Here is a 21183-nt window from a genome sequence, read left to right as displayed (position 1 = left end):
TAACTCTACGGCAGGATACGGGTTTGACAAAGTCTGGAATGCCAGACCGGGCTGCGACAAAAAAAGCCCGAGCACGAAGCTCGGGCCAGTCCAACAGGGAGGATGGCAGATTAACCCTCTGCCGGGGGTCTTGAACCAACGCATGAACATGGGAGGATGTTCCATGCGTTGGAATCTCTATTTACGCCACCAGACGGTACCCGCCGGATTCGGTCACAAGAAGGCGGGCGTTTGACGGATCTGGTTCAATTTTCTGGCGAAGACGATAAATATGTGTCTCCAGCGTGTGGGTGGTGACACCGGCATTATAGCCCCAAACCTCGTGCAGCAGCACATCGCGGGCCACCACGCCTTCGGTCGCACGGTAGAGGAATTTGAGGATATTCGTCTCTTTTTCGGTCAGGCGGACCTTCTTTTCATCTTCTGTCACCAGCATCTTTTGCGCAGGTTTGAAGGTATACGGCCCAAGCTGGAACACTGCGTCTTCGGATTGCTCGTGGGTGCGCAGCTGGCTGCGGATCCGTGCCAGAAGCACAGGGAACTTGAAGGGCTTAGAGACATAATCATTGGCACCGGCATCCAGGCCATAGATCGTGTCAGCGTCCGAATCCTGGGCCGTCAGCATCACAATCGGGCATTTCACGCCTTGTTTGCGCATCAGGCGGCACAGTTCACGGCCATCGGTGTCGGGCAGGCCCACGTCGAGGATCATCAGATCATAAAGCTGTTCTTTGGCCTTCGTCATCGCCTCTGCGCCGTCGCCGGCTTCAAAGACGTCGAAATCCTCAGTCATCAAGAGCTGTTCCCCCAGCGCCTCGCGCAGGTCCTCGTCATCATCGACAAGTAGAATTTTCTTGAGTTGTGCCATTGCGGCCTCCTGTGGTGTCTTGTGAAATGAAATGTGATGCAGACACGTCTGAGGCAAGCTGTGCTGCAAAACTTTCACACGGACGTGTGATTTGACCGCCAAATGTTTCAATTCCTCACGAAGGCCGCTACCAGATGTCGCAGAAAGGTGCCGCAAACCGATGACATTCGCCCCCGATGTAACAGAGCTTTTGGCCCGCGCGCGGGCGGATTTGCGCATGGGCGTGCCGGTTGTAGTGTCAGGACGGGGGGTGGTGCTGGCCGCAGAGACGCTGGTGGCGGTCAGATTGGATGAGGCGCTGGCGCTTGGTGATGCGGCCTTGGCGGTGACAGATTGGCGTGCGGCGACCCTCAAGGCGCGGGCCTATGATGGCGATCTGGCACGGATCGCGCTGCCCGGCGGTGCGCAATTGGGCTGGGTGCAGGCGCTTGCCGATCCGGCAGACGATCTGGCGAACCCGATGAAGGGGCCGTTGGAGACCCTGCGGACAGGGGATGCGACCTTGGCGCGCGCAGCGATTGCCTTGTGCAAATCAGCGCGGCTATTGCCCGCCGCTGTCGTCGTGCCGCTGGCTGATCCGACCGGGTTTGCACAGGATCACGCGCTGACCAGCGTTGATGCATCCGGCGTTCTGGATCGGGAGATGGCGCCGTTGGAACCCGTGGTCTCTGCCCGCGTGCCGCTGCGCGCAAGTGAGGCGGGCCGGTTGCACATCTATCGGCCTGACGACGGCGGCGAAGAGCATTATGCGGTCGAGATCGGCCGCCCGGATCGCGATAAGCCGGTGTTGGCGCGGCTTCATTCGGCTTGTTTTACTGGCGATTTGTTGGGATCGCTGAAATGCGATTGCGGTCCGCAATTGAACGGTGCGCTGGCACAGATGGGGGAAGAAGGGGCCGGGGTGCTGCTGTATCTCAATCAAGAGGGACGCGGGATCGGGCTTGCCAACAAGATGCGGGCCTATGCGCTGCAGGATCAGGGGTTCGATACGGTTGAGGCCAATCATCGGTTGGGGTTTGAGGATGACGAGCGGGATTTCCGGATCGGGGCCGAGATTTTGCGCCGCATGGGATTCAGCAAGGTGCGGCTGATGACAAATAACCCCGCCAAGATCGCGCGGATGGAGGGGAGTGGCATCGCGGTTGTGGAGCGGGTGTCGCTGCAAGTGGGCGAGAATGTCCACAACCACACCTATCTGGCGACCAAGGCGGCGAAGTCCGGGCATCTGTTGTGAGCGGGGCGGCGATTATTCGACGAATAATCGGGCCTCCGGCGGGGATGTTTCTGGCCAGAAGAAGGATGGACAATGCGCGCCACTGATCTGGTTGTGACGCCGACGGGGGTCCGGTTTTGCGGCCGGCGCTTTGCCTGCACGGTTGGACGTGGTGGCATTGCCGCCCGCAAGGTCGAAGGTGACGGGGTCACGCCCAAGGGAGTGCACCGGATTGTCGGCATGCTGTATCGACCTGACCGGATGGCGCAGCCTGCCGATTGGGCGCTGCCGATTGGGTTGCATGATCTGTGGTCAGATGATGTGGCGGATCCCGACTATAACATGATGGTGCGCGCACCACATGGGTTCAGCCACGAAGTGTTGCGCCGTGCTGACCCGATGTATGATCTGGTGATCCTGACCGATTGGAATTGGCCCTATGCGGTCAAGGGGCGGGGATCAGCGATTTTCATCCATCAATGGCGCGGTCCGGGACGGCCGACGGCGGGTTGCGTGGCGTTTCGGCGGGATCATCTGCGCTGGATTGCAAGGCGGATAACGCATAACACGCGACTTGTTATCGCATAGCGCTGGACGTTTGGCCCAGACTTGGGTCAAACGTGACAGGAGCAGACCTATGCAGCACCAAGGCCAATTCATGACCCCAGACGATATTGCCCAACTTCCCTATCGCCCGTGTGTCGGCATTATGCTGGCCAATCCGCGCGGGCATATCTTTGTGGGCCAACGCATGGATCGTGACACTGATGCCTGGCAAATGCCACAGGGTGGTGTCGATGCAGGCGAAAAGACGCTGGATGCTGCCCTGCGGGAGTTGTGGGAAGAAACAGGAGTGGTTGAAAAGCTGGTAACGTTGGAGGCGGAAAGTGCTGCGTTGATCGCCTATGATCTGCCACACGAGATCGTGCCGAAGATCTGGAAAGGCAAGTATCGCGGTCAGGAACAGAAGTGGTTCCTGTTTCGCTTCCATGGCACCGACGACCAAATCAATATTGCCACGGCACATCCTGAGTTTTCGCAATGGAAGTGGATGCCCAAGGATCAGTTGGTCGACAACATCGTGCCGTTCAAGCGCGAAGTTTATGCCCGCGTGTTGGCGGAGTTTGAGGACAAGTTGTGAGGTGGTTGGCCTGCGTTCTGGCGCTGATTGCAAGCGAGACGGCAGCGCTGTCGTGCATTCGGCCCACGATCGCTGACAGCTTTGCCCGCGCCGAAGAGGTGCCGGAAGATATTTATCTGCTGAAGGGAACGCTGACCTTTGACGAACGGCTGCTGCCCGAAACAGACATGCTGAACGATGGCTGGACGCCGTCGCCGATTGCGGCGCAGTTCCGGGGGCTTGCGCTGAACAGCGAGGGATTTACCACAAGGTATGAACGCGCTGTGGCGCTGCAGCCCTTGTGTGTTGGTCCCTGGTGTGGCGGAGCTGTGTCGGGCGAAGTGGCGATCATGTTTGCCAAGGTCGTTGGCCCTGATCTGGTGATCGAGGCCCCGGCTTGCGGCGGGGGCATTTTCTACAATGTCACCCCGCTGATGGAGCAGCAGGCAATTGATTGCATCAACGGTGATTGTTTCGCCAGCGACCCTGTCGTGATCTGCTATGAAGATGGGGCCTGCGTCGCCGAGTGATTGGCGCTATTTCCGGGTGCGTTTGACCTTGCGCGCAGTTTTGGCGGCTTTCTTGCGCGCCGATCCCAGCTTGCGCTTGGGCGGCTTGCCACGGCCACGCGCAGGGCCGCGCGGCATGGTGGCGCCGTCGAACGTCAGAAGTTCCACGATCAGGCCGCCAGTCACAGGTGCGGCTTCGGCCAGTTTGACGGTGGCGCGCATGCCAAGGGCGATAACCCGGCCGGTGTCTGCGCCCATCAGCGTTTGGGTGTCGGGGTCATAGTGGAAGTATTCGCCGCCCAACGTGCGGATCGGGATCATCGCGTCGGCACCGGTTTCGTCGAGTTTCACGAAGACGCCGAATTTGGCGATGCCCGCGATGCGGCCTGTCAGCTCTGCCCCGATCCGGTCGGCCATAAAGGCGGCGAGGTAGCGGTCTGTCGTGTCGCGTTCAGCCATCATTGAGCGGCGTTCGGTGGCCGAAATCTTTTCGCCCGTGTCGCGCAGGTGTTCGATGTCCCAAGGGGACAGTCCGTCGTCGCCAAAGCCGTGCGCTGCGATCAGAGCGCGGTGTACGATCAGGTCAGCGTAGCGGCGAATGGGTGAAGTGAAATGCGCATAGGCCCGCAGAGCGAGGCCGAAATGGCCAAAGTTTTCAGGCGTATAATAGGCCTGCGTCATCGACCGCAGGGTCGCCATGTTGATCAGTTCGGCGTGGTCTGTGCCTTCGGCTTGTGACAGCAGCCGGTTAAGGTGTGCGGTTTTCAGGACCTGCCCTTTGGCCAGTTGCAGGCCAGAGCCGTTGGCAACCTCGCGCAGGGCTTCGAGCTTTTCGGGTGCCGGTTCTTCGTGGACGCGCAGAAGGTGTGGGGTCTTTTTGGCGATTAGGGTCTCGGCGGCGGCGACGTTGGCAAGGACCATGAATTCTTCGATCAGGCGGTGCGCGTCGAGGCGGTCCTTGAAGGCGACGCCGGTCACCTGGCCGTCGTCTGACAGTTCGATCCGACGTTCGGGCAGGTCGAGTTCCAGCGGTTGCCGCGCAGCGCGGGCGATCTTCAGGGCCGCATAAGCCGCAAAGAGCGGTTTGAGGACGGTATCCACAAGGGGTTCTGTGGCGGCGTCGGGGTTGCCGTCAACGGCGTTCTGTACTTGTGCGTATTCCAGCGAGGCGACAGAGCGGATCATGGCGCGGTGGAAGGTGTGGCCGGTTTTGTTGCCGCGCGCGTCGATTTTCATTTCCACGGCAAGCACGGCGCGGTCAACGTTGTCGTGCAGCGAGCAGAGATCGCCGGAGAGGACATCGGGCAGCATCGGCACAACGCGGTCGGGGAAGTAGGTGGAATTCCCGCGTTTGCGCGCCTCGCGGTCGAGTTCACTGCCGGGGGTCACATAGGCCGCCACATCGGCAATTGCCACCCAGAGGGTGAAGCCGTCGCCATCGGGTTCGACAAGGCAGGCGTCATCACGGTCGCGGGCATCGGCGGGGTCTATGGTGACAAAGGGTTTGTCGCGCAGATCGGTGCGTTTGCCCAAAGGGGCAGGGGATTTTGCGTCCGCCTCTGCGATGACGTCGTCGGGGAAGTGGTCGGGGATGCCATGCTGGTGGATGGCGATCAGGCTGACAGCGCGCGGCGCTGTGGGGTCGCCGAGGCGGGCGATGATCCGGGCGCGGGGCAGGCCCATGCGGCCTTTGGGGCCGGATTGTTCAGCCTCGACCAGTTCGCCGTCTTTGGCGTCATTTGTGGCGCCTGCGGGGACGCTCCATTGCTTATCCGAGCCTTTGTCGATGGGCAGCACGCGGCCACCTTCGGAGCCTGCGCGAAAGACACCGAGGATGCGCAAAGGGTTGGTGCCGATGCGACGGATCAGGCGGGCGGTATGGGAGTACGGCTCGCCCGTGATTTCGGTAAGGCGGCCAAGGATGCGGTCGCCCTGACCAAGTGCGGGATCAGAATTGCGCAGGTTGAGCAGGATACGTGGTTCCGATCCTTTGCCGGACCATTCCAATGGGCGGGCATAAAGATCGCCATCGGCATCGGGGCCAGTCACCTCGAGCACCGAGACAGGCGGCAGGCTTTCGGGGTCGCGATAGCTGTTGCGGCGTTTTTTGAGGTGACCCTCTGCCTCAAGCTCTTTGAGCAGTGCCTTGAGGTCGATGCGGGCCGCGCCCTTGATGCCAAAAGCCTTGGCGATGTCGCGTTTGCTGGTTTTGGTAGGGTGGTCGGCGATCCATTGCAGGACCTCGGCCTTGGATGGGATTTGTGTCATGGGGCGCACCTAACATGGTTGGTGTTGCGCGTCATTTTGTTTGTGGGCGGGCCTGCCTGTCGCCAATTTTGCTTAGACCAATGGCGCAAAAATGACGACCCCTTTTCGGGGGGGTTCACCCCCGGACCCCCCAGCATATTTTCATTCAAAAGAAAGCGGGTCAGGCGAAGTAATCGCCGAGGATGCGGGTGTAAATTGATTTGAGGGTCTGGATGTCTTTCACCGGGACCTTTTCATCGACTTGGTGCATGGTTTTGCCCACGAGGCCAAATTCAACCACCGGGCAGTGGTTCTTGACGAACCGTGCATCTGAGGTGCCGCCGGACGTGGAAAGTTCAGGCGTGACGCCGAGTTCGGCGTGCACGGCCTTAGCGATAAGGTCAGAGAAGTCGCCGGGTGGGGTCAGAAAAGCCTCGCCAGAGACTTTGACCTTGAGGGTGATGTCCACGCCGGTTTCTGCAGCGATCTTGTTCGCCTCGACCTGCATCCATGCGGTCAGCCCGTCGCCGGAATGCAGGTCATTGAAGCGGATGTTGACGCCTGCGCGGCAGGTCGCGGGGATCACGTTGGTGGCCGGGTTGCCGGTGTCCATCGTGACCACGGCCAGGGTAGAGGGGTCGAAGTGATCGGTGCCATCGTCCAGCCCGTGTGTCGCGAACCGGTGCATGAGGGCCGCCATCGCATGGGTGGGGTTTTTGGCGCGGTGCGGATAGGCGGCATGGCCTTGCACGCCGGTAAAGGTGAAACGCGCGTTCAGGCTGCCGCGGCGGCCAATCTTCATCGCCTCGCCCATGTGGTTGGGGCTGGTGGGTTCCCCCACGAGGCAGTGGGTCATCGCCTCGCCGTTTTGCGCCATCCAGTCGAGTAAAGCGGTGGTGCCGTCCAGTGCGTCGGCCTCTTCATCGCCTGTAATTGCCAGGACCAACGCGCCATCGGGGGGCGTGTCTGTGACAAAATCGCAGGCGGCCGCAGCAAAGGCGGCCACGCCGGATTTCATGTCCGTGGCCCCGCGACCCCAAAGGAAGCCATCCTTGATCTCGGCCCCGAAGGGATCGACCGTCCAGGCGGCTGCGTCACCCAAGGGGACCACATCGGTGTGACCATTGAACCCAAAGGTGCGGTTTGCCCCTTTGCGACCCCAGCGGGCGTAGAGATTGGCGATACCGCCCCGATCGACACGGGTGCAGTCAAAGCCGTGATCACTCAGCAGCTTTTCCAAAAGCACCAGCGCGCCGCCTTCGGCGGGGGTGATCGAATTGCAGCGGACAAGGTCGGCGGTCAGAGTGACGGGATCAATCGGCATTTGCGGGTCCTTTTTGCCCTTGGCTAGCGCGGCGCGGGCGGGGATGCAAATGTGCGTGGGTGTTCAGGATCTGGCGGGCGCGTCGTCGTCGAAGAACGGGGTCATCTGGGCCACGATCACGGAATTTTCGTCCAGAGCGCGCTGCATCAGCGCTTTTTCATCCTCGGCGATGTCGTGACATTCGGCCAGCCGTTCGTCCAGCGTGCCGTAGCCCGACACATCAAGCGGCGCGAGGTCAGCCTGTTTGAGGATCGCGACGGTTTCGCGCACGGCCTCGGCCTCGTCCACGCCAGAGGCATAGCACATCAGCGCCGCACCGGTGGCACCGTCGGGCAGGCCGTCGCCGTCGTTACGGCCAACTTCGACCAGCAGGGTAAAGACCTGTTGTTTGCTTGGCTTTTTCATCGTGCTGTGGTGCGGCGCGCAAGGCGCGATGTCAAGAAGACAGGCGTCGGTAGGCGGCGATCAGACCCGCGGCGCCTGCGGCACCGACGATCAGTTGCGGCAGAAAGCTGCGTTCGGCGTAGATGCCGATCCAACCCAGAATGGCGTTCAAGACGGTTGCGCCGAGGATGCCAAGGATCACATTGGCGATGATGCCGGTGTTGGCCTTCATATAGGAAGTGGCGATCCACCCGGCGAGGCCGCCGACGATGATGCTGAGAAAGAAACCAAGGCCCATTGCGGTTCTCCTGTCGTTTTTGTCTGACAGGAATATGGGGGCTACCGCCCGCCTTTCCCAGTGTCGTCGTCGTCCCAGCGTGATTTTGCGGCCCAAAGCGAAGACAGGATCAGCACCGCCTGCATCGGGATAAAGCAAATCGCAAACAGGGCTGCGATGGTGGCCCAAGTGGGAAAGTTGAAGGCCGCTGTGAGCCCCTGAAACGGCTCCCAAAGCAGCGCGAAAACCACGATTAGGCAAAGCGCATCAAGCCCGACAAGCGCCCATGCGGCGAACCAGCCCGGGCGATGGCCAGCCGCAATGCGGCGGCGCGCGAAGGAGTATGAGATTATCATGCCAGCGGCCTGCGCGAGCGCCGTGCCCAGATGCACCCAACGATCAGAATCGCAAGCGGCAGCACAAGATAAAGCAGGATCACAAAGATCATGGTCGTGGCGTCATCGGGCTGCATCGCGTAGATATACGTCCCCAATGCCGGTGTGATCATTAGCAATGCCACAAGCACCAACGCGACATCCGCCACCACAAGAAGCCATGCATCGGCCCAGGATGGCCGCACATTGGCGGCCATGCGTTGCTTGGCGAACGTGCGCGACAGGATCATTCAGTCACGCAACAGCTCGTTGATGCCGGTCTTGGACCGGGTCTTTTCATCGACCCGTTTTACGATCACCGCGCAATAAAGGTTGATGTTGTTCTTGGATGGCATTGAGCCTGCGACGACCACTGAATAGGGCGGCACTTCGCCATAAAAGACCTCTCCGGTTTCGCGGTCGACGATCTTGGTGGATTGCCCGATGAAGACGCCCATACCAAGGACGGACCCTTCGCGGACGATGCAGCCTTCGACAACCTCTGACCGGGCACCGATAAAGCAGTTGTCTTCGATGATCGTGGGGCCTGCCTGCATCGGTTCGAGCACACCACCGATGCCGACACCGCCAGAGAGGTGCACGTTCTTGCCGATCTGGGCGCAGGACCCCACCGTGGCCCAACCATCCACCATTGACCCTTCGTCGACATAAGCGCCGATGTTCACAAACGAAGGCATCAGCACCACACCGGGTGCGATAAAGGCGGATCGGCGCACGATGGATCCGGGAACAGCACGGAAACCGGCGGCTTTCCACTGGTTTTCACCCCAGCCTGCGAACTTTGAGGGCACCTTGTCCCACCAGTCCGTGCCGCCGTTGCCGCCAGAGATCGGCTCCATATCGTTCAGGCGGAACGACAACAGCACAGCTTTCTTGGCCCATTGGTTCACGTGCCAATCGCCATTGGCGCGGCGTTCGGCCACGCGCAGCGTGCCGCTGTCGAGCGCGTTCAGCGTATCCTCGATGGCTTCGCGGGTTTCGCCAGTGGTGGCGGGCGTGATCTGGTCGCGGGTGTCCCAGGCGGCTTCGATCGCGGTTTCCAGGGCGGCATTGGACATGGGGTGTCTCCCTTGATGCGGTTTGCGCGGACATAGCGCGCGGCCTTGATACTGGCAATGGGGTGATGTGTCCGTCAGGGATGAAGTGTTTGACAGTCCCGGTGGGATGCGCCCTCATGCCCGCAACCAAGATTGCAGGCCAGGAGCACGCGCCATGAAAGACGAACCCAACCGCACGCACCCGTTTCGGCGCAGCCATCAGGACCGGGAAGAGGCGCGGCATGTGCCTGATACGCCGCAGACTCGCGCGCCCAGCTATCGCTTGGCCTTTGCTGATGACGATTTTTTGTGCCGCGAAGAACTGCGGCCCGTGCGGTTGCAGTTGGAACTGCTGAAGCCAGAGTTGATGCTGGACGAGGCGGGCGTCAATTCGACCATCGTGATGTTTGGCGGCGCGCGCATTCCCGCGCCCGAGGCCAAGCAAACCGCGCGCACCCAGACACTGGCCGATCTGTCGACCTATTACGCCGAGGCGCAGCGCTTTGCCCGGTTGATGACCGAAAGGTCGCTGAAAAGTGGAGGCACCGACGACATCATCGTCACCGGCGGCGGCCCCGGTGTGATGGAGGCGGGCAACCGCGGCGCAGAAGAGGCAGGCGGGCGGTCCATCGGGCTGAACATCGTGTTGCCGCACGAACAGGCCCCCAACGCTTATGTCACGCCAGAGCTGTGCTTCAACTTTCACTACTTTGCGATCCGCAAAATGCATTTCCTGATGCGCGCCAGTGCGGTCTGCGTCTTTCCCGGCGGCTTTGGCACCTTGGACGAATTGTTCGAGGCGCTCACCCTGATCCAGACGGGCCGCATGGCGCAGGTGCCATTCCTGCTGTTTGGCCGCGCCTTCTGGGAAAAGATCATCAACTGGGATGCGCTGTCGGACGCAGGTACAATCTCTGCCGATGATCTGAAGCTGTTCCGCTTTGTTGAAACCGCGGACGAGGCGATTGCCGCGCTTGATGACTGGGAAGGCAAGGGCGAAAAGCGCGGCGCGATCCCGGGGCGCTAGTCTTCCAGGACAGCGTCGTCGTCCGGCGCTGCAAACAGATGGGCGTGAGGATGACCCGGAAACGCGGCGCCGAATCGGCGTGCAAGAGTGCTGTGGGCATAACCAAGGTCTGACGCCTTGCACAGCCGCGCACCGGTCGACAACCGCGTGAGGATCAGACCACCGCCAGCGGGGCGCAGTGCAAAGCCGTGCTGCATCAGACGCTGGTCAAGGTCTGGCCAGCCGGTCGCGTCGGCAAGATCCTGAGCGAGGAGCGAGCGGAGTGAGGCGACGAGCGCCTCATCAGTCCTTGCGTCCCTCTTCGGCGCGCGGCGACGGCGCAAATCCAAAGCAACGGCATCACGGATCAATTGCCCCACCGTCACATCGGTCTGTCGCGCAATTGCCGACAAGGCGCGGATCGTGTCTTCAGGCATTTCAAGATGGAATCGCATGGAGAAACCCTGTCGAAACAGGGTTAACGCCGCCTTAAAGCCCGGCCTCTGCTGCGATCTGTGCTTTGCTCTTGCGCGCACGCTCTGTCGCAGACTTCAACTGTCCGCAAGCGGCCATAATATCTTCGCCACGGGGTTTGCGAATGGGCGAGGCATAGCCGGCTTTGTAAATGATATCGGCAAACGCGCGGATCCGGTTGTTGGATGACCGTTTGTAAGGCGCTCCGGGCCATTCGTTGAAGGGGATCAGATTGATCTTGGCCGGAATGCCATCAATCAGTTTGATCAGACGACGGGCGTCTTCATCACTGTCGTTGATCCCGTCCAGCATCACATATTCAAATGTGATCCGTTCAGAGTTGCTGACCTTGGGATAGGTCCGTAGGGCGTCCAGCAGCTCTGCGATGTTCCAGCGCTTGTTGATCGGCACCAGCACATCGCGCACCTCATCGGTGGTGGCATGGAAGGAAATCGCCAGTTGGCATCCGATCTCTTCGGCCGTGCGGGCAATCTCTGGCACCACGCCGCTGGTCGACAGGGTGATGCGGCGGCGCGACAGTTGAATACCGTGCGGGTCCATCGCGATCTTCATCGCGTCGCGGACGTTTTCAAAGTTGTAAAGCGGCTCGCCCATGCCCATCAGCACAATATTGGACAAGAGCCGGGTTTCGTCCTTGGGCGCACCAGGGGTGGGCCATTCGCCCAGATCGTCACGGGCCACCATGATCTGGCCGACGATCTCGGACGTGGTCAGATTGCGCACCAGCTTTTGGGTGCCAGTGTGGCAAAAGGTGCAGGTTAAGGTACAGCCAACCTGGCTGGAGATACACAGCGTGCCGCGATCATCCTCGGGGATATATACCACCTCAACCTCGTGACCGCCTGCGATCCGCACCAGATACTTGCGCGTGCCATCCTCGCTGAGTTGCCGGGTCACAACCTCGGGCAGCGCGATCACAAATGTCTCGGCCAGCATCGCGCGATAGTCTTTGCTAAGGTTCGTCATCGCGTCAAAATCGCGGATACCCCAGTGATAGACCCACTGCCAAAGCTGCCCCATCCGCATCTTGGCCTGCCTTTCAGGCGTACCTGCGGCAATCAGCGCCTGCTTCATCTGGTCTTGGGTCATGCCCACAAGGTTCGGCTTACCCTCCGGCGCTTTGCGCGGGATAGTATGCACGTCCTGTGTAATCGGAGCTTTGGCCGTCATCGCATCACCTTTGGGTCTGGATTGCGCCCCATATAAGCCAAAAGGGGCGGTTTCCAATGAAAAACCGCCCGCTCTTTCTTTTGAATGAAAATATGCCCGCCGGAGGCACCAGACTTTTTAAAAAGTCTGGTCAAAATCCTGTGTCAGGATTTTACTACCCTGCACACCGTTTGGCCGCTTCTTCCACGGCTGCGGTAAAGCCCAGAAGGCTGAACTTGTCCGTAGTGGTCGTGCCGCGCCCTGATCGGGCCACAACGGTGGCATCCGACCCACGCTTCATGGCCGCTACGATCTTGGCGTCATCCTCGGGCGTGGCGGGCCAGGCCCATTCACCTTCGGTGAACAGCTGGAATTCGGTGCCCGCAATTGTCAGTGCGGCAGTTGATCCGCTTGCAAATGGATATCCGCCCGTAAAGGCAACCTGACCCTGCACCGATGCGCTGGGCCGGTAAAAGACAAAGAGCAGAATGTCGCCACGCCGGGCCTGAACGACCTGACCGTCACGAGTGTTCACCGTCTCTTTGGGGGCAGAGACGCCCCAGCATTCGGTCGGGTTATCCTCGACGAACACGCTCCAATCGGTATTCGCCGCCACGCGGTTGTCTGTTGTTTCCTGCGCACTCAAAGGTCCCGCCCCGACAAGTGCCAATGCCGTGCCGCATACGCGCGCCAATTTCAAAATCATTCCTACAGCCTCCAAGCTGTCCTTGCCTCTGGGTCCACCTGTTCAGCAGCGGTGCATCTGACGGCACCTTTTCGGCTGGCAGGTTGTCTTTCAACTCGATAGCCATGATCGTAGCAAAAAACCGCCCAATGGGGAAAGCCCCAATCGGGCACAAACCCGTGTGGTCCAAAGAGGAATGCAACCGATATGAGCCTTGGGGTCGATCTGGTCGAAGTGTGGCGCGGCGATCTGCTGGAATCAGTTCATCAGGGCCACGCGGTGATTTGCGACGTTACGGGGCAGATTGTCGAAAGCTGGGGCAATCCCGCACAGGTCATTTATCCACGGTCGTCCTGCAAGATGATCCAGGCCCTGCCGCTGGTCGAAAGCGGTGCCGCCGCCGCCCGGCAACTGACGCCAGCGCATCTGGCGCTGGCATGCGCGTCGCATCAGGGGGCTGCGATTCATACCGACCGGGTGCGCGATTGGCTGGCCGCACTTGGGCTGGATGATACGGCCCTGCGTTGCGGCCCGCAGATGCCCGATGATCGTCCCGCCCGTGAAGGCCTGATCAAGTCGGATACTTCGCCCTGTCAAGTTCACAACAATTGTTCGGGCAAGCACACTGGATTTCTCACCTTGTCACAGCATCTGGGCGGGGATGCGGAGTATGATCTGATCGATCACCCGGTGCAGCAAGCCGTCAAAGCCGCGTTTGAAGAGGTCACGGGCGAGACAAGCGAGGGTTGGGCGCGCGATGGATGCTCTGCTCCCAATCACACTTGCAGCCTGCACGGGTTGGCCCGGGCGATGGCGGCTTTTGCAGCCGCACAGGGCAAAGATGACACTCGGTCGCGCGCGGCAACGGCACTTTATCAGGCGATGGTCACCCATCCTGATCTTGTGGCGGGGGACAAGCGGGCCTGCACAGAGCTGATGCAAGCCATGCAAGGCCGGGCCGCGATCAAGACCGGGGCCGAAGGAGTGTTCGTCGCGATTGTGCCCGAAAATCAGCTGGGCATCGCCCTGAAGATCGCTGATGGCACGACCCGCGCGGCCAATGCCGCGATTGCTGCTTTGCTGGTACGGTCAGGGGTTCTGGACCCGGTTCACCCGGCAGCGCAACGCCACATGACCCCACTTATTTTGAATCGTCGCGGCTTTGCCACGGGTGTTCTGCGCCCAGCTGCCGCATTGAGCTGAAGGAAACATCATGCCGTTTACGCTTGCCACCTGGAACATCAATTCTGTCCGTTTGCGCGAGAACCTCGTGGCGCAGTTGATGCGCGAGGAGGCGCCGGATGTGCTATGCCTTCAGGAGTGCAAAAGCCCGGTTGAAAAAATCCCTATGGAGCAGTTCCAAAGCCTTGGCTACGGGCATTTCGTGGGGCGCGGGCAAAAGGGGTATAACGGCGTTGGCATCTTTTCCAAGCTGCCGATCAAAGAGGTTGGCGCTGCCGATTATGCAAGTCTTGGCCATGCGCGCCATATCGCGGGGCAGTTGGACAATGGTGTTACAATCCACAATTTCTATGTGCCAGCCGGTGGCGATAAGCCGGATCGGGCGGTGAATGAGAAATTTGGGCAAAAGCTCGATTACTTGACCGAGATGCGCGATGCCTTTCGCGCGGATGCGCCACAGAAGTCCATTTTGGTAGGTGATCTGAACATTGCGCCCCGCGAAGACGATGTTTGGGACCACAAGAAGCTTTTGAAAGTGGTGAGCCATACGCCCATCGAAGTGGAACATCTGGCAGAGGTAAAAGATGCAGCCGGTTGGGTTGATGTCACGCGCACGGATATCCCGGACGGGCCTTTGTTCAGCTGGTGGTCTTATCGGTCGCCCGATTGGGATGGGGCCGACAAGGGGCGCAGGTTGGATCATGTCTGGGCCACGCCTGATATTGCCGGTGCTGCGCATTCGAGCCGGGTGTTGCGACACGTGCGCGGCTGGGAGCAGCCGAGCGATCACGCGCCCGTATTCGCGACATTTGATCTGTAGGGCCGCAAATTTTTTCAAAAAATCTGGTCCGAAAATTTGCAAATTTTCGGGTGCCTCCGGCGGGCATATTTTTATTCAAAAGAAAGAATGCGCTGCGCTGCGGCCTGGCCAAGGGCTGCGTGGTTGGCGGCATCAAGGTGGATGCCGTCAATCGGGCTGCTTGTGATATGATCGCCGGCATTCAGGAATGATGCGCCGCGTGATTGTGCGAGTGCTGCGTAGCGTGCGGGCAGCTCGTGGCTTTTGGCAGCACCGCCTTGAAACTCTGCGGCGAGGATGCCGGTTTCCAAGACCGGCGGTGGGCAGATCAAAACGACCTGAAACCCGCCATGGCGGGTCTGGTAATCGTCGCCCAGGGCCAGCCCCAGCAGGCCTGCCACACCGGAGGTGATGGCATCCGGTGTCAGGCCGAAATGCGCCTTGAGGTCATTGGTCCCCAGCATGATCGTCAGCACATCAATGGGTCCGTGACTTTGCAGGGCAATCCGCAGGCCCAGATGCCCGTTCATATGGGGGCCCATGATAGGGTCAGCGGCGGCGCAAGCGGAGCGACCGGGCAGGCCTTCTTCGATCAGGGTGCAGCCGGTCGCGGCTTGCATCACGCCGGGCCAACGGGTTGCTGCGTCAAAGCGCGCAGGCGTGCCGCGCGTGGTCATGGGCGGGGTGCCGTGGGTGTTGCTGTCGCCAAAGGTCAGGATCGTTTGCATGGGTTCAGCCTAAGCGGCGCTTTGGCGTGACGCTACCCCCTTGGACTTTCCGGGCTTTGCGCACATATAGGGCGCACAATCGGATACGAGAGGCATCAGATGTTGGAATTGGGACAAGGTCAGCCCGCCGTGGGCGACAACATCATCGATGGCAGCGATGCCACCTTTATGGAAGACGTGATCGAGGCGTCACAGACTGTCCCGGTGATCGTGGATTTCTGGGCCACGTGGTGTGGCCCCTGCAAAACGCTTGGCCCGGCGATTGAAGCAGCCGTCACTGCGGCAGGTGGGCGCGTCAAGCTGGTGAAGATCGATGTGGACGCAAACCCCGGTTATGCGGGCCAATTGCGGGTGCAGTCGATCCCGACGGTCTATGCCTTTCACAACGGCCAGCCGGTTGACGGCTTTCAGGGCGCCTTGCCGCCGTCTGAGGTCAACGCATTTGTTGAAAAAGTCGCCGCTTTGGGGGGGGAACCTGACAACGGCCTGGACGATGCCATTGCTGCAGCTGAGGCGATGCTGGAAGAGGGCGCGGCTGCTGATGCGGCTGAGACTTTCGCTGCGATCCTGCAGGAAGACCCCAACTCGGCCGCGGCCTATGCCGGACTCGTCCGCGCCTATCTGGCGCTTGATGACGTGGACCAGGCAGAGGCGATCCTGAACGGCGCACCGGCGGAGATTTCAACCGACCCTGCGCTGGAAGCGGTCGCAGCCCAGATCGCGCTCACGCGAGAAGCGGCGGATGCCGGTCCCGTGGCGGAGTTGCAGGCGCAGGTCGAGGCGGAGCCAGACAATCATCAAGCGCGGCTTGATCTGGCAACCGCACTTCATGCCAATGGTCAGACAGAGGCGGCGGTGGATCATTTGCTGGACCTTTTCCGCCGCGACCGGGAATGGAACGATGGGGCCGCCAAGGCGCAGCTTTTCAAGATCTTTGACGCGCTTGATGCCAAGGATCCCATTGCGCTGAATGGACGGCGCAAGTTGTCGTCGATGATATTTGCCTGATGCGCTGACCGCGCTACTCTTTCTTTATGACACCAAGCGAACTGCCAGAGACGATTGCCGTCTTTCCGCTGCCCGGCGCGCTGTTGTTGCCACGCGCCCGGCTGCCGCTGCATATTTTTGAGCCGCGCTATCTGGCGATGCTGGATGATGTGCTGAAGACCTCTCATCGCTTGATCGGCATGGTGCAGCCCTATGACGCGCCGGGTGAGTCGGGTGTGCTGCACAATATCGGCTGTGCCGGGCGGCTGACCGCTTTTTCCGAAACGGAAGACGGGCGCTATATGGTAACCCTGTCGGGCATGTCGCGTTTTCGGATCAAGGAAGAGGTTGAGGGATTCACACCCTATCGACGCTGCACCGTAGACTGGGGCGGGTTTGATCGTGACCTAGGGGCGGCAGAGCGCGACACCGGTTTCCAACGCGAAAAGTTCATGGAGCTTCTGGGGCGGTTCTTTGATGATCAGGGCCTGAAAACCGATTGGGAATCGCTGGGCGAAGCAGAGGATGAGCTGCTGATCAACTCGCTGTCGATGCTGTGCCCGTTTGAGCCAGAGGACAAGCAGGCGTTGCTTGAGGCGCAATCGCTGAGCAGGCGGCGCGAAACACTGGTCACGCTGATTGAATTTGCGCTAAGACGCGGCAGTACGGAAGAGGTGATGCAATGAACACTGAATTTGATCCCAAGATGGTCGAGGCATTGGTGTGTCCGCAGACTCAGGCCACGTTGCGCTATGACGCAGAGCGGCAAGAGCTTGTGTCGAAACCCGCAGCCCTTGCCTATCCGATCCGCGATGGCATCCCGGTGATGCTGGTCGATGAAGCGCGCGTGCTGGACTAGCCGCGCATCAGCTGGGGCAACTGGCCGGTTAGTCCGGCGGCCTCGCGGATAAAGCTGCGGCGCAGGCCGGGCATGGCGTTGACCGCCCCCATGCCGAGATCACGCGCCGCGCGAATCAGCGGATTATCGTTTGAAAACAGCCGGTTAAAGGTGTCCGTCGCCAGCGCCAGTTTGGCAGCATCCGGCCGCCGCCAGCTTTGATAGCGGTCCAGCACCAAGGACGCGCCGATATCTTCGCCGCGTTGGCGCGCCTCTGTCAGAACCTGTGCGAGAGCCGCGACATCGCGCAGGCCGGCGTTCAGCCCTTGCCCTGCAATGGGATGTACACCGTGGGCGGCGTCACCCACCAAAGCGACGCGGTTGGCGACAAAGCGGTCGGCCAGTGTCAGGCCCAGCGGATAGCTGAACCGCGCGCCGGTCAGGCTGATCTGTCCCAGAAAGCTGCCAAAGGCGGGTCTGAGCGCATCAAGGAAGGCGTCATCGTCCAAAGCCGCAAGTGTCGCGGCGCGCCCGGCATCCTCGGACCAGACAATCGCACTGCGGTTGCCGGTCAGGGGCAGGATCGCAAGCGGGCCGCCGGGCATGAAGAACTGGTGCGCGATGCCGCCATGCGGCTTTTCGTGCGCCACGCAGCAGACAAGCGCTGTCTGGTCATAGCCCCAACCGGTGCGGGTGATGCCTGCGCGGCGGGCGGTGCCGGATGCGCGGCCATCGCTGCCGATCAGGACACCGGCGGTCAGGGTTTCGCCGTTCTCGAGCGTCACAGAGACTTGGGCCGGGCCGGTGGTTTGGGCGATGACCGTTTCACCTGCCCGGTGCGTGATCCGGTCGTCCGTTGCCATCGCATCCAGAAAGGCACTGCGCAGGTGGCGGTCTTCGACCATATAGCCCATGGGGCCTTCTTCGATTTCGGCGTGGTCAAAGTGCATGACCCAAGGGCTGGGTCCTTCGCCTGCGCGGCCATCGGTGACCTTGATTTCCAGCATGGGCTGGGCGTTATCGGCAATCGCAGGCCAGACACCGATGCCTTTCAAAAGTCGCTGTGACCCAAGCGCCAAGGCATAGGATCGTCCGTCAAAGGCGGGGTCTTTGCGGGTGTCGAGCGGCAGCGCGTCGATGATCGTCACGCGGAACCCGGCCTGTGCAGCGGCAAGGGCAAGGGCTGGGCCGTTTAGCCCGCCACCCACGATGATGATATCGGCGTCCATAGGGCGCAATATGGGGATGCGCGCGGGATTGTCCATGCGACATGCGCCCGCTACGTTTCGCCAAAGGCAAGGGGACGACAATGGATCAATGGCGGTGGATGACGGCGGCGGCGCTGGGGCAGGGGATTGCTGCGGGCGACATTGATCCGGTGGCCCTGACAGAGGTTTATCTGAACGCCATTGATGCCCACGAGCACCGCGACCGCATCTATGCCCGCGTCACCCACGACCGTGCCCGGGCAGAGGCGCGTGCTGCCAGCGCGCGTGCCAAGTCGGGGTTGCGGCGCGGGTCATTGGACGGTGTGCCGATCAGTTGGAAGGACCTGTTTGACACTGCGGGTGTGGGGACAGAGGCCGGCACCAAACTGATGGAAGGCCGCGTGCCGGACCGTGACGCAGAGGTGCTGACCAATGCGACTGCCGCTGGGCTGGTCTGTCTTGGTAAAACGCATCTGTCAGAAATTGCGTTTTCAGGCCTTGGGTTGAACCCGATGACGGCAACGCCGCCTTGCGTGAACGATCTGGACGCGGTGGCGGGGGGGTCGTCTTCGGGGGCCGCGGCCTCTGTCGCTTTTGGGTTGGCGGCGGCTGGCATCGGGTCTGACACCGGCGGATCCGTGCGCATACCTGCGGCGTGGAACGATATCGTGGGGTTCAAGACAACGCACGGGCGCTTGACGCTGAACGGTGTGGTGCCGTTGTGCTTGACCTTTGACACTGTCGGTCCGCTTTGCCGGTCGGTGGCCGATGCCGCTTTGCTGACAGCGGCGCTGGAGGGCAGCGGCACGCCTGATCTGACGGGGGCCAGCTTGCGAGGCGTGCGGTTCGGGGTGCTTGATACCATTGCGATGGAGGGTGTGCGCGATGCGCCATTGGCCGCGTTTGAAGACGCGCGCGACAAGCTGATCGCAGCCGGTGCGCAGGTCATCCCTTTTGCCTTTGCGCCAATGGAACAGGCGTTTGACGATGCGGGGGCGCTTTATACAGCGGACAGCTATGCGTGGTGGCGTGACCGGGTCGAGGCGGAACCTGACAAGATGTTTCCGCAAATCCTTGAACGTGTCCGCGCAGGACGCAACGTGAAGGCCGCGGACTATATCGCCGCTTGGCACCGGTTGGATGCGATCCGGGCGGACTATGCCGCCGCCACCGCCGGATTTGATGCGGTGATCATGCCAAGCGCGCCGATCCTGCCGCCGAACATGCAGCGCCTGTTGACCGACGATGACTATTACAAAGGCGAAAACCTGCTGGCGTTGCGCAACACGCGGGTCACCAATCTGATGGGCGGCGCGGCTGTGACCTTGCCGACGGGCGTGGCGTCTTGCGGCATCATGCTCAACGTTACAGCTGGGCAGGATAACCGGCTTTTGCGTCTTGCGGCAGCGGCAGAGCGCGCGCTGGCCTAAAAGACACAATTCGGCCCAAGTCACCCTGCGCACGGCTGCCTTATTCTGGACAGCATAGGGCGCTTGCGGCTAATCTGCATCCAAAGCGGGGCGAAATGATCCCGCAAGTTGAGGCAGTTATGGTTTACCCTGAGCGGTTTGCGAACCTTCCGGTTGCGACGTGGCCCCGTTTGCGTGGGCTGTTGGACGCTGTCCAGCCGGGTGGTGATGTCATCAACATGACCATCGGTGAACCGCAGCACGACTTTCCCGATTTTGTGGGCGAGGTTTTGGCGCAAGACCTTGATCGCTTTAAGAAATATCCCAACAACAACGGCGAACCAGCGGTGTTGGATGCGATCGCGGGCTATCTGTCGCGGCGCTATGGCGTGACGCTCGACCACGATCACCTGATGATCGCCAATGGCACGCGCGAGGCGCTTTACAATGCCGCGATGGCGCTGTGCCCTGAGACGAAGAACGGCCAAAAGCCTGTCGTCCTGACGCCAAACCCGTTTTATCAGGTATACGCCGTGGCCGCCCTCTCGGTGGGGGCAGAGCCGGTTTACGTCAATGCCACGGCCGAGACCGGACATCTGCCGGATTTTGCCAGCCTGCCGGCGGATGTACTAGATCGCACGGCGATTGCCTATATCTGCAGCCCCGCCAACCCGCAGGGCGCCGTGGCGGACGCAGCCTATTGGACGGCACTTATCGCGCTGGCTGAAAAACACGATTTCATCATCTTTGCGGATGAATGCTATGCGGAAGTGTACCGCGAAACGCCCCCTGTTGGTGTGCTAGGGGTCGCCAAAGTGGTCGGCGCAAACCCTGAACGTATCGTGACGTTCCATTCGCTGTCCAAGCGGTCGAACCTTGCAGGCATCCGCTCAGGCTTTGTCGCTAGTGGGCCGGAAAACATCAAACATATCAGATCGCTGCGCGCCTATGCCGGCGCGCCGGTGCCCGGACCCGTGCAGGCTGTGTCGGCCCGCGCATGGGCCGACGATACCCATGTTGCCGCCAGCCGGGCGCTTTATACTGAGAAATTCGATGCAGCAGACGAAATACTGGGCAATTTGCCGGGCTACCGGTCGCCGCCTGCGGGATTTTTCCTGTGGCTGCCCGTCGATAACGGTGAGGCGTCAGCGCTCAAGCTGTGGCGGGAAACCGGCGTGCGCACTTTGCCGGGCGCCTATCTGAGCCAACCAACACCAGCCGGAAACCCCGGCGAGAATTATATCCGGGTGGCACTTGTCGCCCCAAAAGAAGACGTGCAGCGCGGGCTGAACCTGCTGCGTGACTGCATCAAGGACTAAGGGA

The 21183-nt window shown here is 60.9% G+C and carries 25 protein-coding genes; 12 read left to right on the top strand and 13 right to left on the bottom strand.

The genetic code is table 11. The features are described 5' to 3' along the window. Positions 1 to 181 precede the first annotated feature (181 nt). Positions 182 to 868, bottom strand: a complete 687-nt coding sequence (locus AB3Y40_RS18555; RefSeq protein ID WP_369440380.1) for a response regulator transcription factor — start codon at positions 866 to 868, stop codon at positions 182 to 184. A gap of 160 nt (positions 869 to 1028) precedes the next feature. On the opposite strand from AB3Y40_RS18555, the gene ribA reads away from it, so the two are divergent. The 4 genes from ribA (at position 1029) to AB3Y40_RS18535 (ending at position 3731) form a co-directional block, all read left to right on the top strand. Then, positions 1029 to 2102, top strand: coding sequence for a GTP cyclohydrolase II (gene ribA, locus AB3Y40_RS18550; protein WP_369440379.1), 1074 nt, complete (start codon positions 1029 to 1031; stop codon positions 2100 to 2102). A gap of 72 nt (positions 2103 to 2174) precedes the next feature. Next, positions 2175 to 2669 (top strand): L,D-transpeptidase family protein, encoded by a 495-nt coding sequence (locus AB3Y40_RS18545; RefSeq protein WP_369440378.1) that lies wholly within the window; start codon positions 2175 to 2177, stop codon positions 2667 to 2669. Positions 2670 to 2739: 70 nt separating this feature from the next. Beyond that, positions 2740 to 3222 (top strand): RNA pyrophosphohydrolase, encoded by a 483-nt coding sequence (locus AB3Y40_RS18540; protein ID WP_369440377.1) that lies wholly within the window; start codon positions 2740 to 2742, stop codon positions 3220 to 3222. Next, entirely contained in the window at positions 3219 to 3731 is a 513-nt protein-coding gene (locus AB3Y40_RS18535; RefSeq protein ID WP_369440376.1) for a hypothetical protein, read from the top strand. Before AB3Y40_RS18540 ends, AB3Y40_RS18535 begins: the two co-directional genes overlap by 4 nt. A gap of 6 nt (positions 3732 to 3737) precedes the next feature. Here AB3Y40_RS18535 and rnr read toward each other — a convergent pair whose 3' ends face one another. The 7 genes from rnr to dapD form a co-directional block, all read right to left on the bottom strand. Beyond that, a complete protein-coding gene (gene rnr / locus AB3Y40_RS18530; RefSeq protein WP_369440375.1) occupies positions 3738 to 5978 on the bottom strand; it encodes a ribonuclease R in 2241 nt (746 codons plus the stop codon). A gap of 160 nt (positions 5979 to 6138) precedes the next feature. Continuing rightward, on the bottom strand, positions 6139 to 7281 hold the full coding sequence (dapE, locus tag AB3Y40_RS18525; RefSeq protein ID WP_369440374.1) for a succinyl-diaminopimelate desuccinylase: 1143 nt from the start codon (positions 7279 to 7281) through the stop codon (positions 6139 to 6141). Positions 7282 to 7344: 63 nt separating this feature from the next. Beyond that, positions 7345 to 7686 carry a hypothetical protein gene (locus AB3Y40_RS18520; RefSeq protein ID WP_369440373.1) on the bottom strand — a complete coding sequence of 114 codons (342 nt, stop codon included), beginning with the start codon at positions 7684 to 7686 and terminating at the stop codon, positions 7345 to 7347. A gap of 31 nt (positions 7687 to 7717) precedes the next feature. Then, positions 7718 to 7963: a GlsB/YeaQ/YmgE family stress response membrane protein gene (locus tag AB3Y40_RS18515; RefSeq protein WP_369440372.1), complete on the bottom strand. Its 246-nt coding sequence runs from the start codon at positions 7961 to 7963 to the stop codon at positions 7718 to 7720. A 41-nt stretch (positions 7964 to 8004) separates the two neighbouring features. Further along, complete coding sequence (locus tag AB3Y40_RS18510) at positions 8005 to 8298, bottom strand: hypothetical protein (protein ID WP_369440371.1); 294 nt, start codon at positions 8296 to 8298, stop codon at positions 8005 to 8007. Next, on the bottom strand, positions 8295 to 8567 hold the full coding sequence (locus AB3Y40_RS18505) for a hypothetical protein (protein WP_369440370.1): 273 nt from the start codon (positions 8565 to 8567) through the stop codon (positions 8295 to 8297). Before AB3Y40_RS18505 ends, AB3Y40_RS18510 begins: the two co-directional genes overlap by 4 nt. After that, the gene (gene dapD, locus AB3Y40_RS18500; RefSeq protein WP_369440369.1) at positions 8568 to 9395 is read right to left on the bottom strand and encodes a 2,3,4,5-tetrahydropyridine-2,6-dicarboxylate N-succinyltransferase; all 828 of its coding nucleotides are present in this window, start codon (positions 9393 to 9395) and stop codon (positions 8568 to 8570) included. Between the two features lie 154 nt (positions 9396 to 9549). Between dapD and AB3Y40_RS18495 the strand changes: the two genes are divergently transcribed. Beyond that, the gene (locus AB3Y40_RS18495) at positions 9550 to 10401 is read left to right on the top strand and encodes an LOG family protein (RefSeq protein WP_369440368.1); all 852 of its coding nucleotides are present in this window, start codon (positions 9550 to 9552) and stop codon (positions 10399 to 10401) included. On the opposite strand, the gene AB3Y40_RS18490 is transcribed toward AB3Y40_RS18495, so the two are convergent. The 3 genes from AB3Y40_RS18490 to AB3Y40_RS18480 form a co-directional block, all read right to left on the bottom strand. Next, on the bottom strand, positions 10398 to 10835 hold the full coding sequence (locus AB3Y40_RS18490) for a relaxase family protein (protein WP_369440367.1): 438 nt from the start codon (positions 10833 to 10835) through the stop codon (positions 10398 to 10400). The two genes, AB3Y40_RS18495 and AB3Y40_RS18490, sit on opposite strands and share 4 nt — an antisense overlap. Positions 10836 to 10869: 34 nt before the next feature. Continuing rightward, positions 10870 to 12045: a dual-specificity RNA methyltransferase RlmN gene (rlmN, locus tag AB3Y40_RS18485; protein WP_369440366.1), complete on the bottom strand. Its 1176-nt coding sequence runs from the start codon at positions 12043 to 12045 to the stop codon at positions 10870 to 10872. Between the two features lie 154 nt (positions 12046 to 12199). Continuing rightward, complete coding sequence (locus AB3Y40_RS18480; RefSeq protein WP_369440365.1) at positions 12200 to 12730, bottom strand: invasion associated locus B family protein; 531 nt, start codon at positions 12728 to 12730, stop codon at positions 12200 to 12202. 186 nt (positions 12731 to 12916) lie between these two features. Between AB3Y40_RS18480 and AB3Y40_RS18475 the strand changes: the two genes are divergently transcribed. Then, positions 12917 to 13912, top strand: coding sequence for an asparaginase (locus tag AB3Y40_RS18475; protein WP_369440364.1), 996 nt, complete (start codon positions 12917 to 12919; stop codon positions 13910 to 13912). Positions 13913 to 13922: 10 nt separating this feature from the next. After that, positions 13923 to 14711: an exodeoxyribonuclease III gene (locus tag AB3Y40_RS18470; RefSeq protein ID WP_369440363.1), complete on the top strand. Its 789-nt coding sequence runs from the start codon at positions 13923 to 13925 to the stop codon at positions 14709 to 14711. A gap of 71 nt (positions 14712 to 14782) precedes the next feature. Here AB3Y40_RS18470 and AB3Y40_RS18465 read toward each other — a convergent pair whose 3' ends face one another. Then, entirely contained in the window at positions 14783 to 15418 is a 636-nt protein-coding gene (locus AB3Y40_RS18465) for an SGNH/GDSL hydrolase family protein (RefSeq protein ID WP_369440362.1), read from the bottom strand. A gap of 99 nt (positions 15419 to 15517) precedes the next feature. Between AB3Y40_RS18465 and AB3Y40_RS18460 the strand changes: the two genes are divergently transcribed. From AB3Y40_RS18460 to AB3Y40_RS18450, 3 genes are read left to right on the top strand one after another with little or no spacing between them, the layout of a single operon-like run. Continuing rightward, positions 15518 to 16426, top strand: a complete 909-nt coding sequence (locus AB3Y40_RS18460; protein ID WP_369440361.1) for a tetratricopeptide repeat protein — start codon at positions 15518 to 15520, stop codon at positions 16424 to 16426. Positions 16427 to 16452: 26 nt separating this feature from the next. After that, a complete protein-coding gene (locus tag AB3Y40_RS18455) occupies positions 16453 to 17091 on the top strand; it encodes an LON peptidase substrate-binding domain-containing protein (protein WP_369440360.1) in 639 nt (212 codons plus the stop codon). After that, positions 17088 to 17264, top strand: coding sequence for a Trm112 family protein (locus AB3Y40_RS18450; protein WP_369440359.1), 177 nt, complete (start codon positions 17088 to 17090; stop codon positions 17262 to 17264). The genes AB3Y40_RS18455 and AB3Y40_RS18450 overlap by 4 nt, the downstream gene beginning before the upstream one ends. On the opposite strand, the gene AB3Y40_RS18445 is transcribed toward AB3Y40_RS18450, so the two are convergent. Beyond that, positions 17261 to 18508: a UbiH/UbiF/VisC/COQ6 family ubiquinone biosynthesis hydroxylase gene (locus AB3Y40_RS18445; protein ID WP_369440358.1), complete on the bottom strand. Its 1248-nt coding sequence runs from the start codon at positions 18506 to 18508 to the stop codon at positions 17261 to 17263. The genes AB3Y40_RS18450 and AB3Y40_RS18445 overlap by 4 nt on opposite strands. Positions 18509 to 18552: 44 nt before the next feature. Between AB3Y40_RS18445 and AB3Y40_RS18440 the strand changes: the two genes are divergently transcribed. Then, positions 18553 to 19881: an amidase gene (locus AB3Y40_RS18440; RefSeq protein ID WP_369440357.1), complete on the top strand. Its 1329-nt coding sequence runs from the start codon at positions 18553 to 18555 to the stop codon at positions 19879 to 19881. Between the two features lie 95 nt (positions 19882 to 19976). Then, the gene (locus AB3Y40_RS18435) at positions 19977 to 21179 is read left to right on the top strand and encodes an aminotransferase class I/II-fold pyridoxal phosphate-dependent enzyme (RefSeq protein ID WP_369440356.1); all 1203 of its coding nucleotides are present in this window, start codon (positions 19977 to 19979) and stop codon (positions 21177 to 21179) included. The last annotated feature ends 4 nt before the right edge of the window (positions 21180 to 21183 follow it).

The organism is Yoonia sp. R2331 (assembly GCF_041103235.1).
Taxonomy (GTDB): domain Bacteria; phylum Pseudomonadota; class Alphaproteobacteria; order Rhodobacterales; family Rhodobacteraceae; genus CANMYO01.
This window is presented reverse-complemented; position numbering and strand designations above follow the sequence as displayed.

Excerpts from the sequence above, each read along its gene's own strand:
- AB3Y40_RS18555 (WP_369440380.1), bottom strand. The coding sequence starts at position 868 with ATGGCACAACTCAAGAAAATTCTACTTGTCGATGATGACGAGGACCTG.
- ribA (WP_369440379.1), top strand. The coding sequence starts at position 1,029 with ATGACATTCGCCCCCGATGTAACAGAGCTTTTGGCCCGCGCGCGGGCG.
- AB3Y40_RS18545 (WP_369440378.1), top strand. The coding sequence starts at position 2,175 with ATGCGCGCCACTGATCTGGTTGTGACGCCGACGGGGGTCCGGTTTTGC.
- AB3Y40_RS18540 (WP_369440377.1), top strand. The coding sequence starts at position 2,740 with ATGACCCCAGACGATATTGCCCAACTTCCCTATCGCCCGTGTGTCGGC.
- rnr (WP_369440375.1), bottom strand. The coding sequence starts at position 5,978 with ATGACACAAATCCCATCCAAGGCCGAGGTCCTGCAATGGATCGCCGAC.
- dapE (WP_369440374.1), bottom strand. The coding sequence starts at position 7,281 with ATGCCGATTGATCCCGTCACTCTGACCGCCGACCTTGTCCGCTGCAAT.
- AB3Y40_RS18520 (WP_369440373.1), bottom strand. The coding sequence starts at position 7,686 with ATGAAAAAGCCAAGCAAACAACAGGTCTTTACCCTGCTGGTCGAAGTT.
- AB3Y40_RS18515 (WP_369440372.1), bottom strand. The coding sequence starts at position 7,963 with ATGGGCCTTGGTTTCTTTCTCAGCATCATCGTCGGCGGCCTCGCCGGG.
- AB3Y40_RS18510 (WP_369440371.1), bottom strand. The coding sequence starts at position 8,298 with ATGATAATCTCATACTCCTTCGCGCGCCGCCGCATTGCGGCTGGCCAT.
- AB3Y40_RS18505 (WP_369440370.1), bottom strand. The coding sequence starts at position 8,567 with ATGATCCTGTCGCGCACGTTCGCCAAGCAACGCATGGCCGCCAATGTG.
- dapD (WP_369440369.1), bottom strand. The coding sequence starts at position 9,395 with ATGTCCAATGCCGCCCTGGAAACCGCGATCGAAGCCGCCTGGGACACC.
- AB3Y40_RS18495 (WP_369440368.1), top strand. The coding sequence starts at position 9,550 with ATGAAAGACGAACCCAACCGCACGCACCCGTTTCGGCGCAGCCATCAG.
- AB3Y40_RS18490 (WP_369440367.1), bottom strand. The coding sequence starts at position 10,835 with ATGCGATTCCATCTTGAAATGCCTGAAGACACGATCCGCGCCTTGTCG.
- rlmN (WP_369440366.1), bottom strand. The coding sequence starts at position 12,045 with ATGACGGCCAAAGCTCCGATTACACAGGACGTGCATACTATCCCGCGC.
- AB3Y40_RS18480 (WP_369440365.1), bottom strand. The coding sequence starts at position 12,730 with ATGATTTTGAAATTGGCGCGCGTATGCGGCACGGCATTGGCACTTGTC.
- AB3Y40_RS18475 (WP_369440364.1), top strand. The coding sequence starts at position 12,917 with ATGAGCCTTGGGGTCGATCTGGTCGAAGTGTGGCGCGGCGATCTGCTG.
- AB3Y40_RS18470 (WP_369440363.1), top strand. The coding sequence starts at position 13,923 with ATGCCGTTTACGCTTGCCACCTGGAACATCAATTCTGTCCGTTTGCGC.
- AB3Y40_RS18465 (WP_369440362.1), bottom strand. The coding sequence starts at position 15,418 with ATGCAAACGATCCTGACCTTTGGCGACAGCAACACCCACGGCACCCCG.
- AB3Y40_RS18460 (WP_369440361.1), top strand. The coding sequence starts at position 15,518 with ATGTTGGAATTGGGACAAGGTCAGCCCGCCGTGGGCGACAACATCATC.
- AB3Y40_RS18455 (WP_369440360.1), top strand. The coding sequence starts at position 16,453 with ATGACACCAAGCGAACTGCCAGAGACGATTGCCGTCTTTCCGCTGCCC.
- AB3Y40_RS18450 (WP_369440359.1), top strand. The coding sequence starts at position 17,088 with ATGAACACTGAATTTGATCCCAAGATGGTCGAGGCATTGGTGTGTCCG.
- AB3Y40_RS18445 (WP_369440358.1), bottom strand. The coding sequence starts at position 18,508 with ATGGACAATCCCGCGCGCATCCCCATATTGCGCCCTATGGACGCCGAT.
- AB3Y40_RS18440 (WP_369440357.1), top strand. The coding sequence starts at position 18,553 with ATGGATCAATGGCGGTGGATGACGGCGGCGGCGCTGGGGCAGGGGATT.
- AB3Y40_RS18435 (WP_369440356.1), top strand. The coding sequence starts at position 19,977 with ATGATCCCGCAAGTTGAGGCAGTTATGGTTTACCCTGAGCGGTTTGCG.